The sequence below is a fragment of the Streptomyces sp. NPDC059917 genome (assembly GCF_042730635.1).
Classification (GTDB): Bacteria; Actinomycetota; Actinomycetes; order Streptomycetales; family Streptomycetaceae; genus Streptomyces.
In genome coordinates this window covers 16,411-29,552 of the sequence record NZ_JBHWLC010000094.1, presented here as the reverse complement: position 1 = coordinate 29,552, position 13,142 = coordinate 16,411, and the positions used below count along the sequence as shown (strand labels likewise).

Sequence of the window (13,142 nt, the reverse complement as noted above, 5' to 3'; positions counted from 1 at the left end):
GCGAGCTGACCCTGCTCGAACCGCTGGTGCTGCCCGAACGCGGCGGGGTCCAGCTGCGCGTCGAGGTCGGCGAGGCCGACGCCGACGGCCGCCGCCTCCTGGGCGTCCACTCCCGGCCCGACGGCGAAACCCGTGGTGTGCCGTGGACCTGCCACGCCACCGGCATCCTCGAGGAGAGCGCCGAACTCTCCCTCGACGAACGGGACCTGACGGTGTGGCCGCCGGTCGGTGCCGAGGCGCTGGACGTTGCGGGCCTCTACCCGCGGCTCGCCGAGGCGGGCTACGGCTACGGCCCCGCCTTCCAGGGGCTGCGCGCGGCCTGGCGGCGCGGCGAGGAGGTCTTCGCCGAGATCGCCCTGCCCGACGAACAGCGCGCGGACGCCGCCCGCTTCGGGCTGCACCCCGCGCTGCTCGACGCGGCCCTGCACGCCGTCCTCGCCCGGACGTCCACCGGTACCGGGACCACGGGCACGCTGCGGCTGCCGCACACCTGGCAGGGCGTCACCCTCCAGGCCACCGGAGCCTGCGTGCTGCGCGTCGCCGTCACCCCCGCAGGCGCCGACACCGTCGCGCTGACCGTCGCCGACGGCGCCGGGGCGCCCGTCGCCACCGTCGCCGCGCTCGCTCTGCGGCCGGTTCCCGCCGACCGCATCCGGCAGTCGGGCGCCGTCCAGCGCGACGCGCTGTTCCGGATCGAATGGCGGGACGCCCCCGCCGCCCGCGCCGCCCAGCAGGCCCCCCGCAACTGGGCCGTGGTCGGCGAGGACGCCTTCAAGGCCCGCTCGGGGCTGATGGCGGCCGGCACCTACGCCGAGGCCTACCACGACCTCGACGAACTGGCCGCGGGCATCGAGTCCGACGGGGCCACCCGGCCCGACGTCGTCCTGATCTCCGACGCGGCCACCGCGGGCGGCGACGGCTCCCCGGGATCCGCGGACTCCGCCGCCGTGCGCGTGCTCCACCGGCTTCGCACCTGGCTCGCGGACAGCCGGTTCGCCGAGTCCCGGATGGTGGTCCTGACCCGCGACGCGGTGCCCGGCACCGGCCGGTCCGCCGCACCCGACCCCGAGGCCGCCGCCGTCTGGGGCCTGGTCCGGGCGGTCCAGGAGGAGGCCCCCGGCCGGTTCGTGCTGGCCGACACCGACGCCAGCAAGCCCTCCTGGCGGGCCCTGGTCCGCGCGCTGGGCGGGGACGAACCCCAGCTGGCGCTGCGCAGGAGCACCGTCCGCGTCCCCCGCCTGACCCGGATCCAGGCGGCCCCCGACAAGGCCGCCCCCGTCGTCGACGCCTCCGGCACCGCTCTGGTCGGCGGCGCGGGCAGCCGCCTGGGCGCGCTCCTCACCCGCCACCTCGTGACCGCGCACGGCGTACGGGACCTGGTGCTGCTCGGCGCCGGGGACGGCGCGAGCGGCCCGGCCCGCGAGCGGGCCACCGCACTGGTCACCGAACTGGCCGCGCTGGGCGCCCGGGTGACCCTCGCCGCCCAGGACCCCGGCGACCCGGCGGCCCTCGCGGCGCTGCTCGACGGCCTGCCCGCAGGGCGCGCCCCGCGCACCGTCGTCCACGCCGTCGACCCCGCCGCCCCCGCCACGGCGGGAGACCTCGCCCCGGACGCGCTGGCCGCCGTCCTGGACGCCGGGGCCGCCGAGGCACGGGCGCTGCACGAGGCCACCGCCGGTCGGGAGATCAGCGCCTTCGTGCTGGCGTCCCCGTCCGCCGGGGTGCTCGGCGGCACCGGCCAGGCGGCCGACGCGGCGGCCGGAGCGTTCCGGGACGCCCTGGTCCGCGCCCGCAGGGCGGGCGGCGCCACCGCGGTGGCCGTCTCCTACGGGCCCTGGACGGACGGGCCCGGCGAGCGGGACCACACCGGCGGGCACACGGGCCCGGCGGCCGTCCCCGCCGCCGAACTGCTCGAGCTGTTCGACGTCGCCTGCGGCCTCGGCGAACCCGCCGTGACCGCCGCCCAGCCCGCCTTCGACGAGCTGGCCCGGCGGGCCGCGGCGGGCCGGGTGCCCCCGCTGCTGCGGGCCCTCGTACAGCGCCCGGCGCGCCGCAGGGCCAGGGAGGAGGCCGGAGCCGAAGGCCCCACACTGGCGCAGCGGCTGGTCGCGCTCGAAGAGCCCGACCGGGACGCGCTCCTGCTGGGCCTGGTCCGTACGCACGTCGCGACGGTCCTGGGGCACGCCTCGCCCGAATCGATCGACCCGGAGCAGAAGTTCCGCGAGCTCGGCTTCGATTCCCTGCTCGCGCTCGCGCTGCGCAACGCGCTCAACGCGGCGACCGCCCTGCGGCTGCCGCCCGGCGTGGTCTTCGACCACCCGACCCCGGTGGAGCTGGCGCTCCACCTCAAGCAGCAGGTCCTCGCGTACTGACCGAGCGAGCCCACCGACCGGACCGAACCGGCCCCGGCCCCGGGCAGCGCCCCGGGGCCGGGCCCGAAGGAGTGGTGTCATGAGAGTAGAAGGCGTCTTCATCGACTCGGTCGGGGTGTTCCTGCCCGACCGGGTGAGCGCCGAACAGGGCGTCGCGGACGGCCTGTACGACGAGGAGGTGTACAAGGCCGGGGGCCTCACCGGCACCCACGTCGCGGGCGACCTCCCGGCCCTCGACATGGCCGTCACGGCCGCCCGCAGCGCCCTCGAACGCGCCGGTCTCGACCCGGCCGACATCGAGTCCCACATCCACAGCGGGGTCTACCACCAGGGCCCCGACGGCTCCTACCCGCCCGCCTACGTCCTGCGGGAACTGGGCATCACCGGCGTCCCCTCCCTGCACATCCGGCAGGGCTGCAACGGCATGCTGGCCGCGCTGGAGATCGCCGTGGGCCAGATCACCGGCGCCGCCGAGGTCGAGCGCGCGCTGCTGACCACCGCCCAGAACTTCTCCACCCCGCTCATCGACCGCTGGCGCGGCTTCGGGGACTCCTACATCCTCGCGGACGGCGCCGCAGCGGCCGTGGTCGGCTCCGGCAGCGGCTTCGCCGAGGTCCGCTCCATCAACTCCGGCACCCTCGCGGAACTGGAGAAGTGGCACCGCGGTGACGAGTCGCTGCTGCCGCCGCAGGACGGCGCGGGGGAGCGGATCGCCGTCGCCGAACGGGCCGCCCTGTTCAACGAACGGGAGATGCCGCTGGCCGAAACGGTCGAGCGGATCGGCGAGTTCGACCTCGGGCTGATCCACCGCTCGCTCGTCGACGCCGGACTGAACGCGGCCGACCTCGCCCGCGTGATCCCGATCAACCAGGACGGCCGGATGATCGAGTTCTCCGTCCTGGCCCCGCTGGGCCTGCCGATGTCCCGCTCCAGCTGGGAGTTCGGCCGCGGCATCGGCCACGTGGGCGCCGCCGACCTCGTCATCTCCCTCGACCACCTCGTGCGTACGGGCGAACTCGCCCCGGGGGACCACGTGCTGCTGCTCTCCCAGGGACCGGGCTGGATCAGCTCCTCCTGCGTGCTCACCATCACCGACGTCCCCACCTGGTAACCGAGCCCCCACCCACCCCCGCCCCAGGAGTACCGACCCATGACCGAGGTACAGTCCGCCAGCCTCCAGGTGCCCGGCTGCCGCATCCACTACGACGTCCGCGGCACCGGCCCGCTGCTGCTCGTCATCCAGGGCGGCGGAGGTGACGCCTCGCGCACCGACGACCTCGTCCGGCTGCTCGCCCGCGACCACACCGTGGTCACCTACGACCGCCGGGGCCTGTCCCGCAGCGTCCTGGAGGACCCCGTCGACCAGGTCACCCCCGAGACCAACGCCGAGGACGCCCACCTCCTGCTCGCCGAACTGACCGATCGGCCCGCCCTGGTGCTCGGATCCAGCATCGGAGCCAACATCGGCCTGCACCTCGCCGTCCGCCACCCCGGGCAGGTGGCCACGGCCGTGCTGCACGAACCCCTCGCCGTGGGACTGCTGGCGCCGGGCCCGCGCGCGGACGCCGTCCGGGCCCTGACGCGGCTCGAGGCGGTCCACGCGGCCGAGGGCTGGCCGGCGGCCGTCCGCGAGATGGCCGCCTTCAACAACATCGACCTGTCCGTCGCGGACGTGGAGCCCGGGGTGACGCTGGAGCCCACCAGCGCCGACCAGGCCGCCAACATCGAGTTCTTCCTGGCCAAGGAGGTCCCGCAGTTCCGCCGCGACCAGTTCGACGACGCGATGCTCGACGGGCTGAAGGCCTCCGGCGTCCGGATCGTGCCCGCGGCCGGTGAGACGTCGGGCCGCAACTGGTCCTGGCAGTGCGCCGAGGGCCTGGCCGCCCGCCTCGGCACCACGCTGGAGCCCTTCCCCGGCGGGCACATCGGCCTCAAGACGCACCCCCGGGCCTTCGAGGCCCGGCTGCGCGCGGTCCTCGCGGGCTGAACCCGGCGCCGGACAACCGTGAGGGGGAGGCCACCGGCCTCCCCCTCACCCGTACCCCGACGGCGTCAATCCCGGCGTGGCGCCGGCAGCGTCCGGGCCACTCCACCCAGCAGTTCGAGACCGGACGCGGACAGCAGCGCGCGCCGCTCGGTCAGCCCCAGCAGCAGCTCCCGCGCACACGCGAGCGCCGACCGCAGGGCCTCCGCCAGCAGCGCCGCCTCCTCGCCCGACGCCCGCTCCAGCCCGGCCGACCGCAGCCGCGCCAGGTGCGCGTACACGAAGAGGGTCCGCAGGCACCGCTCGGCGCTCCACCAGGACCCGCACCAGGAGACGTACATGCTGCGCTCGCGGGCCCGACCGTCCCGGAAGGGGTCCTCCAGCCGCCTGCTCTCGTCCAGCCACAACAGCAGCGCCTGGTGGAACAGCGACTCCTGGAGGCTGTAGACCGAGGGCTGGGTGAACATGAAGCCGGGCGGCAGCCGGTGCAGCCCCAGACCGGTCAGGAAGACGGTGAAGGGCAGCCCGTCGAAGGAGCACGAGGACAGGGACTCGCTCAGCGGGGCCAGGTCGGGCCGCGGCTTGAGCAGCACCACCGCGCCCACCAGTTCCCCGACCACCCCGGCCGCCCACGGCGACAGGTCGGGCAGGGAGGTGGCGGCCTCGGCGAGCCGGGCCGCGGTGCGCGGGCCCGGACGCACCGGTCGGTAGCCCGCCAGGCCGAGTTCCGTCAGCGCGGTGGAGGCGAGCCCGGTCGCGTACCGCAGCCGCAGCGGGCCGCCACCGACCTCCACCAAGGTGGCGGCCCCGGTGCCCAGGGCCGCCGCGCCCGGTGCCGCGGGGGCCGGTAGGTCCCCGTTGAGCGACCCGCACAGGTACGGGGGCGGGGCGGCGCCGGGGCGGTCCCAGCCGGGGCGCACCCCGCCGCGCCGCTCGAACAGGGCTGCGTACCGCTCCCGTACGGCGGCGATGTCCGCCAGCCCCGGCGGGGCCTCCAGGGCCGTGACCGCGGTGGTCATCGAAACGTCTCCTCACAGGGGGGTCGCGGGTCGGGGACGGCCGGTGGGGCCGGTGGGGCGGCGGCCAACCGGGCCAGTGAGGCCCGCGCGTACACCACCTGATAGCCGGGGAGGGTGAACAAGGACTCCCGGAACGTGCCGGTGCCCTCCCAGCGGGGGAACCCGTCGGGCGGCTCCGTGCCGTAGAGGTCGGCCCGTTCCGCCAGGAAGAAGTGGAGGTTCAGCGCGTCCTGGCGGCGCTGGCACGCCCACCACCGCAGGTGCTCCTCGGGGCCGCCGTGCGTGCGCAGGTACGCGGTCACCGCCTGCTCCTCCCACCGCTGGGCCAGCCGCTCCGACGCCAGCTGCCCCAGCGCGCACCGCACCGGCCGGGCCCGCTCGTACAAGCAGTGCCCCAGCTCGTGGGCGATCCCGGCGAGCGCCTCGACGGTCGGGGCGTCCCGGCCGTGCACGACCAGCCGCCCGTCGTCGTCCACGCTGCGGAAAGGGACCGGTTCGTCGAGCCGGGACTGCGCGAGCACCCGGCGGACCTGCGCCGCGTGGCGGCGCAGGGGGGCCAGCCCGGGAAGGATCTCGGCGGCCGGGGCGTGCGTCGGGTGGCGCAGCACCGTGGTGTCCGCGAGGAACGGCAGCCGCAGCTCCATCAGCGACAGGAAGTCGGTCGGCACGAGCGGGATCAGCCCCGCGTACTCACCGCCCGCCAGCACCTGCGCGAACTGCCGGTGCGTGGCGTCGTACAGCCCGCGCAGCCACCCGGCGTGCCGCAGCCGCCCGAGCGCGGCCCGGCGGCCCGCCTGGAGCCCGGCGAGCAGCGGGCCGCGCCCCAGCACGGACTCCTTCTGGAGCTGCCTGCGGTGGTCCCGGTAGGCGGCCACGGCCGGGGCGTAGCCGCGCAGCAGGGCGGTGCGGGCGGACGGCGGGCCGCTCACCGGCGCGGTGCTCAGTTCTCCAGGGCGTCGGCGCCGCCCAGGTCGGCGACGAGCTGCTCGAGGTCGGTGATCACGGCGCTCTGCAGCCGGGGCGCGCCGACGGCGTCCACGGCGTCCGCGGTGTCCGCGGCGAGGGCGGCCTCGGCCGGCGGGACGACGGCGGGGGCCTTGGCGGCGGTGCGGGCGGTGACGGGGCAGACGGGACGGGACATGAAGGCTCCTCGGGGAGACGGACACGGGACGACGGACCGTACGGAGCCCCGCCCCGACGAGCGGCGCCCCACCACGGATGAACCCCCCACCCGCTAAAGCCCGGCCTGTGGAAGTGGTCAGATCGTGGACGGCGGGAGGCGCCAGACGCCCGGGCGGACCTCCGACCAACCGGCCGGGGCCCCGCCCGCGCCCTCCTGGGGGCGGCGCAGCCGCTGGAGCCAGCGGCGGGCGTACGCCTCCAGCCGGTGGTCGGCCAGCGCCACCGCCAGGCCCAGGCACTCCGTGAAGTGGGCCAGCGCGGCCACCGGCCCGTCCGTCTCCAGCGCCAGCAGGCCCAGCACGCGCTGCGCCTCGTACCGTCCGCGCGGATCGCCCGCCACCGCGTCCAGCGCGGGGGAGACCAGGGCCGCCGCTCCGGCCGCCGCCCCGGCGTCCAGCTGCAGATCGGCGAGCCCGACCAGGGCCCGGCCGCGCTCGGCGGCGGCCGGAGCGGCGTCGGCGGTCAGCAACGCCCGCTCGTAGTAGTCGCCCGCCGCCGCCAGGCTCCGCCGCTGCCACGCCAGGTCGCCCAACGAGCGCAGCAACCGGGCCTCCACGGCCAGGTCCTCCAGCTGCCGCGCCGCGTCCAGGGCCAGCTGGTGGGAGGTCTCCCAGCTCTCCCACGCCGCCTGCGCCTCCAGGAACCCGGCCATCGCATCGGCGAGGGCGACCGTGTCCGACCACAGCCCGTCCGCGTGGCACCGCCGCACCACCGTCAGCAGCGCGTCCTGCCGCTGCGCGAACCACTCCAGCGGGTGCATCCCGTCGACCCGTACGGCGCGGGCCGCCTCCCGCGCCTGCGCGCAGAACACGTCCGCCAGCCGGGCCACGGCCGGACGCACCTCCTGCGCGCGGCCCTCGGCGGCGAGCCGCTCCACCGCCAGCAGCCGCCACATGTCGTGCAGCCGGTAGCGCGTCCCGCGCTCCGTGGCGGGCGGGCTCACGGCCAGCAGGCGTTCCCGGGCCAGCACCTCCAGCAGGCCCTCGGCGGCCGCGGTGGACGCCACCCCCAGGACGGCGGCGGCCTCGGCGGCGGCGAACGGCCCGGCGGGCAGCAGCCCGAGGAAACGGAAGGCGCGCTTGGCGGAGGCGTCCACCGCGTCGTAGGAGGATCGCAGTCTGCTGTAGAAGCCGGGCGCGGCGGCCCGCAGTTCGCCCAGGCGCCGGTCCTCGTCACGCAGCCGGGAGGCCAGCATCTCGGGCCCCCAGTGCGGGCGCGAGGCGAGCCGGGCCGCCGCCGCGCGCAGCGCCAGCGGCAGCCCGCCGCACAGCGCGGCGATCTCCCGGACGGCGTCCTGGCCGCCGCGCGGCGACACGGGCCGGCCGGCCGCCGCCGTGAACAGCGCCCGCGCCTCGTCCTGGGGCAGCACATCGAGGGTCAGCACCCGGCTGGTCAGCCCGTCCGGGACGCGACGGCCCGTCAGCAGGGCCGTACTGCCCGGGGTGTCCGGCAGCAGCGCGCGGACCTGCTCGGCGGATTCGACGCCGTCCAGGACCAGCAGCACGCGGCGCCCCTCGGTCAGCCCGCGCAGCACCCGGCGCAGCCCCGCCTCGTCCGCGGGCAGCTCCCCGCGCAGCCCGAACCGGCGCAGCAGCCGGACGAGGGACGCGACGGGCTCCGCCGCGGCCGCCGGATCCTCGGGCGCGGTGGGGTCCCGGGGCGCGGCGCCGCCCAGCTCCAGGAAGACGCGCCCGCCGGGGAACAGCTCGCCCAGCTGGTGGGCGGCGGTGACGGCCAGCGCGGTCTTGCCGGTCCCGGCCGCCCCGGTGATGGCCACGCAGCCGCCGACCGGGACGTCGCGCAGCAGGGTGCTCAGATCGTCCAGCGCCTCGGCGCGCCCGACGAACACCGGGTCCCGCGCGGGCAGTTCCTCCACCGTTTCCCGAGCGGACGGCCCCGGCGGCGGCGCCGGGACCGCCGCGGACCCGCCCGCGGCGGACACGGCACCGGCACGGGAACCCGCACCGGCGCCCCGGGCCGCGGTGCGCGCCGACGGCCCGGCCCCCGCCTGCGCGGCGGCCTGGAGCAGGGTCGGATCCCCGGTCAGGATCCGCTGGTGCAGCACCTGCAACGGTCGGCCCGGCTCGACGGCCAACTCGTCGACCAGCGCCCGCCGCAGCCGGGCGAAGACCCGCAGCGCGTCCGCCTGACGCCCGGTCCGGTAGAGCGCCACCATCAGGTGCGCGTGGAACTCCTCGCGCATCGGCAGCTCGGACACGATCGCCTGCAACTCCCCGACCAGGTCCTGGTGCCGCCCCAGGTGGAGCTCGGCCCGCACGCGCTGCTCCAGCGCCGCGGTGCGCACCTCGGCCAGCCGCACCGCGATGCTGTCCAGCAGCGGGCCGTGCGGGGTGTCGGAGACCAGCGGCGCCCGCCACAGGGCCAGTGCCTGGCGCTGCAGGTCCGCCGCGGCCGCCCGGTCACCGCGCTGCATCGCCTCGCGGCCGCGTTGGTGCAGCTCCTCGAAGACGGTCAGGTCCAGCTGCGCGGGGTCCAGCCTCAGCAGGTACCCGGGCGGCCGGGTGACCAGCGAGTCCCGGCCGTACTCGGGGTCCGCGCCGTGCAGCAGCTTGCGCAGCTGGGAGACGTAGACCTGCAAGGTGGTCGTCGCGGTGCGGGGCGGGTTCTCCCCCCACAGTTCGTCGATCAGGCTGTCCACCGAGACGATCTCGTTCGCCCGCACCAGCAGCGTGGCGAGCACCACCCGGATCTTGGCGGCCCGCGGGGTCAGCACGGACACCTCCGCCCCCGGCGAACTGACCTCCAGTGGACCCAACACACGAAATCGCATTCCCCCGCGCCCCCTTCGACTGTCCGGCAACTGTAGGGAACCCCCCACCCCGGGATTCGGACATCCGTACCCCTGACTCTGTCCGGTTCTCGTGTGCGCCGCGCCCCGGACACGGGTCGCAAGCAGCGCTTTAGCCTCCGCTCCGAGCATGGACGGGCCTTGGCGGGAGAGGGCGTCACGTGCCCCGCTGCTGCCCCAAGCGCGCTACGAGGGGGCCGACGTTGACCGCTGTATCCACCACCTTCACCGAGCTGCTGCTGGACCGCGCCGCTGCCCGCGGCACCGCGGACGCCCACGTCTTCCTGCGCGACCCGGGCGGCGCCGAACACCTCACCTACGCCGACCTCGACCGCCGGGCCCGCGCCCTCGCGGTCCGGCTGCGCGAGCACGGCGCACAGGGACAGCCCGTCCTGCTGCTCTACCCACCGGGCCCCGAGTTCCTGACGGCCTTCGTCGGCTGTCTGTACGCCGGGGCCGTCGCCGTCCCGGCGCCCCTGCCCGGCGACCGCGGCGAGCGCCTCCAGCGCGTCTCCGGGATCCTCAAGGACACCGGGGCCCGGCTCGTGCTGACCGACTCCGACAACGCCCCCGACAGCTCGCTCTGGCTCGCCATGACGGGTCGGGGCGAGACCGTCTGCCTGGCCACGGACGTCGAGGACGGCGCCGACCCCGGTGACTGGAGCCCTCCGCGCACCGGCCCCGACGACATCGCCTTCCTCCAGTACACCTCCGGTTCCACCTCCCAGCCGCGCGGGGTGATGGTCACCCACCGCAACCTCCTCGCCAACCAGCGGGCGATCCAGAACATGCTGGGCACCTCGTCCGCCGACCGGTTCACCAGTTGGCTGCCGCACTACCACGACATGGGCCTGATCGCGCACCTCCTGCACCCCCTGTGGCTGGGCACCTTCTCCGTCCAACTGCCGGCCGTCTCCTTCATCAAGCGGCCGGTGAGCTGGCTCCGCTCGATCGGCGAGTACGGACTGACCGTGGGCGGCGGCCCCAACTTCTGCTACGACCTGTGCACCCGCCGGGTCACCGACGCGCAGCTCGCCGAACTCGACCTGTCCAGCTGGCGCCTGGCCCTGTGCGGGGCCGAACCGGTGCGCCCCGACACCCTCGACGGCTTCGCCCGCCGCTTCGCCCCGGCCGGGCTGCGCCCCGAGAGCCTCTACCCCGGCTACGGCCTCGCCGAGGCGACCCTGGTCGTCTCCGGCGGCGTACCGGGCGAGGGCCACCGCAGGCTCACCGTCGACGCCGCCGCCCTGGAGCGCGACGAACTGCGCGCCCCCGCCCCGGACGCGGCGACCCGCACCCTGGTCGGCGCCGGGCGGGTGCGCGACTTCGACGTCCGCGTGGTCGACCCGGTGGCCGGAGCGGAACTCCCCGCCGGACGCGTCGGCGAGATCTGGATCCGCGGCGACAGCGTCGCCCAGGGCTACTGGCGCCAGCCCCTCCAGTCCTCCCAGACCTTCCACGCCGCGCTCCAGGACGGCACCACCGGCTTCCTGCGCTCCGGCGACCTGGGCGCCCTGGCCGACGGCGAGCTGTACGTCACCGGACGCCTCAAGGAGGTCATCATCCTCAACGGGCGCAACATCTACCCGCAGGACGTCGAGTGGGCGATCCGCGACATCAGCCCCGCCCTCGGCGCCGGACACGGCGCGGTGTTCACCGTCGACGCCGACCGCGAACAGCTCGTCGTCGTCCACGAGGTGCGCGCCCCCAACGCCGACCAGGACCGGCTCCAGGCACTGGCCCGGCGCGTGCAGGTCCTCGTGGGCCAGGACTTCGACATCCCCGCGGGCAACATCGTGCTGGTGCGCGCGGGCACCCTGCGCCGCACCACCAGCGGCAAGGTCCAGCGCAACCTGATGCGCAAGCTCTTCCTGGAGGGCCAGCTCTCGGCGGTCCACGCCACCCTCGACCCGGCCGTGCGCGCCCTGGTCGCGGACCCCGCGGCGCCCGCCGCCGCACCGGCCCGGCGGACGGAGCGGAGCACCTCGTGGTGAGTTCCCTCGCGACGCCCGCACCGCCCCGGACGCGGCGCGGCGCCCCGGAACCCGACGCGGCCACCGCCCGCGTCGCCCGCTTGGAGAACCTGCTCGGCGACCCGGCCGCGCCGGGCAATCCGGCGGGGTACCAGGCGCTGCTCACCGCCGACCGGCGGGCGGCGCTCTGCGCCGACGCCGAAGACCTCCTCGACGACTTCGGCATGAACCGCGAGTTCGTGCCGACCGGGCTCGGCGGCCGCTTCGACTCCGCCGAGACCCTGCTCCGGGTGATGCGCCCCGTCTTCCGCCGGGACGTCGCCCTCGGCGCCGGGTACGGCATGACCGGCTTCATGGCCGCCTCCGACGTGTGGATGCACGGTTCCCCCGCGCAGCGCGACTGGCTCGCCGGCCTGATGCTCGGCGGCTCCAAGGCGTCCATCGCCCAGCACGAGACCGCCCACACCAACGACTTCGTCCGCAGCCAGGTGCACGCCACCCCGCACCCCGGCGGCGGCCTCTCGGTCACCGGCAGCAAGCCCGTCGTCCTCAACCTGCACCGAGCCGACGCCCTGGTGCTCTTCTGCCGCACCGGACGCCAGCCCGGCGGCGGCAGCCACTCCGCGCTCCTGCTCGACCCGCACGCGCTGCCCGCCGAGCGCTACCGCGTGACCCGCCGCCCGCCCGCCCTCGGCCTGCGCGGCGCCCCCTTCGCCGGGGTCGAGCTCGACGAGTGCCCGGTCCCCGAGGACGCCCTGCTCGGCGCCCTGGGCGGCGGGGTGCCCATCGCCCTGCGCTCCTTCCAGGTCAGCCGCACGCTGATGGCCTCGCTGGTGTCCGCCGCCGTGGACACCGGCCTGCGCACCGCCGTCATGGTCGACCGCGCCCAGGGCCCGGGCGGCTCCGGCCCGGCACCCGTCGACCCCCAGCACACGGCGGCCACCCTCGCCGGATCCTTCGTCAACCTGCTGCTCTACGACTGCCTGGCCGTGGTCGCCACCCGCGCGCTGCACCTGCTGCCCGCCGAGACCAGCGTCTACTCCTCGGCCGTCAAAGCCCTGCTGCCACGGGTCCTCAACGACACCCTGTACGACCTCGCCACCGTCCTCGGCTCCCACCTCTACACCCGCGAGGGCACGGTCGGGATCTTCCAGAAGCACGTCCGGGACCTGCCCGTGGTCAGCCTCGGCCACGCGGGCACCGTCGCCTGCCAGGCCACGATCATCCCGCAGCTCAGGGCGCTCGCCACCGGCTCCTGGTTCACCGGCGCCGAGGCGCCGCCCGAACTCTTCCGGCCCGCCGGGCCGCTGCCCCCCTTCGACCACGGCGGGCTCTCCCTCGCCTGCGGCCGCGACAGCGTCAGCGCCAGCATGCTGGAGATCTCCGCCTCGCTGCCCGGCGCCACCCCCGCCGAACGCACCCTGCGCACCCTCGCGGGCCAGATGGCCGCCGAGCTCCACGAACTGCGCAGCCGGGTCGTGGCCCTGCCCGAGCCCGGCCCCGGCAACCCGGTGGGACCGGCCTGGTTCGCCCTCGCCGACCGCTACGTACTGGTGCTCACCGCCGCGTCCGTGCTCGGCGTGTGGTGGCACAACCGCGCGGGAGGGGACCCCTTCCTCGCCGACCCCTCGTGGGCGGCCGCCGCCCTGCACCGCGTCGCCCAGCGGCTGGGCACCCCCGCCGTGGACCTGCCGGGCGAATGCACCGCCCGCGTCCACCAGGAGGTCCTGGCCCGCTACGGCGACCGGCGCAGCTACGACCTGTACAACACCCCCCTTCCGGGCTGAGCGCACCCCGGAGTAC

9 protein-coding genes are annotated in these 13,142 nt (G+C 76.2%); 5 read left to right on the top strand and 4 right to left on the bottom strand.

Going from position 1 to position 13,142, the window contains the following annotated elements:
• The 3 genes from ACFWAR_RS34350 to ACFWAR_RS34340 form a co-directional block, all read left to right on the top strand.
• The coding region (locus ACFWAR_RS34350) for a type I polyketide synthase (protein WP_385785979.1) at positions 1–2,372 on the top strand (2,372 nt) is incomplete at its 5' end.
• Positions 2,373–2,451: 79 nt separating this feature from the next.
• Positions 2,452–3,483 carry a ketoacyl-ACP synthase III family protein gene (locus ACFWAR_RS34345; RefSeq protein WP_385785976.1) on the top strand — a complete coding sequence of 344 codons (1,032 nt, stop codon included), beginning with the start codon at positions 2,452–2,454 and terminating at the stop codon, positions 3,481–3,483.
• 39 nt (positions 3,484–3,522) lie between these two features.
• Complete coding sequence (locus tag ACFWAR_RS34340; protein WP_385785973.1) at positions 3,523–4,359, top strand: alpha/beta fold hydrolase; 837 nt, start codon at positions 3,523–3,525, stop codon at positions 4,357–4,359.
• Positions 4,360–4,424: 65 nt separating this feature from the next.
• On the opposite strand, the gene ACFWAR_RS34335 is transcribed toward ACFWAR_RS34340, so the two are convergent.
• The 4 genes from ACFWAR_RS34335 to ACFWAR_RS34320 form a co-directional block, all read right to left on the bottom strand.
• Positions 4,425–5,375: a hypothetical protein gene (locus ACFWAR_RS34335; protein WP_385785970.1), complete on the bottom strand. Its 951-nt coding sequence runs from the start codon at positions 5,373–5,375 to the stop codon at positions 4,425–4,427.
• The gene (locus tag ACFWAR_RS34330; RefSeq protein ID WP_385785967.1) at positions 5,372–6,304 is read right to left on the bottom strand and encodes a hypothetical protein; all 933 of its coding nucleotides are present in this window, start codon (positions 6,302–6,304) and stop codon (positions 5,372–5,374) included. The genes ACFWAR_RS34335 and ACFWAR_RS34330 overlap by 4 nt, the downstream gene beginning before the upstream one ends.
• Positions 6,305–6,315: 11 nt before the next feature.
• A complete protein-coding gene (locus ACFWAR_RS34325; RefSeq protein ID WP_385785964.1) occupies positions 6,316–6,516 on the bottom strand; it encodes a hypothetical protein in 201 nt (66 codons plus the stop codon).
• Positions 6,517–6,633: 117 nt separating this feature from the next.
• Entirely contained in the window at positions 6,634–9,291 is a 2,658-nt protein-coding gene (locus ACFWAR_RS34320) for a BTAD domain-containing putative transcriptional regulator (protein WP_385785961.1), read from the bottom strand.
• A 278-nt stretch (positions 9,292–9,569) separates the two neighbouring features.
• On the opposite strand from ACFWAR_RS34320, the gene ACFWAR_RS34315 reads away from it, so the two are divergent.
• Together ACFWAR_RS34315 and ACFWAR_RS34310 are read left to right on the top strand one after the other, a co-directional pair.
• Complete coding sequence (locus ACFWAR_RS34315) at positions 9,570–11,360, top strand: fatty acyl-AMP ligase (RefSeq protein ID WP_385785958.1); 1,791 nt, start codon at positions 9,570–9,572, stop codon at positions 11,358–11,360.
• A complete protein-coding gene (locus ACFWAR_RS34310; protein ID WP_385785955.1) occupies positions 11,354–13,126 on the top strand; it encodes an acyl-CoA dehydrogenase in 1,773 nt (590 codons plus the stop codon). Before ACFWAR_RS34315 ends, ACFWAR_RS34310 begins: the two co-directional genes overlap by 7 nt.
• Positions 13,127–13,142 lie beyond the last annotated feature (16 nt).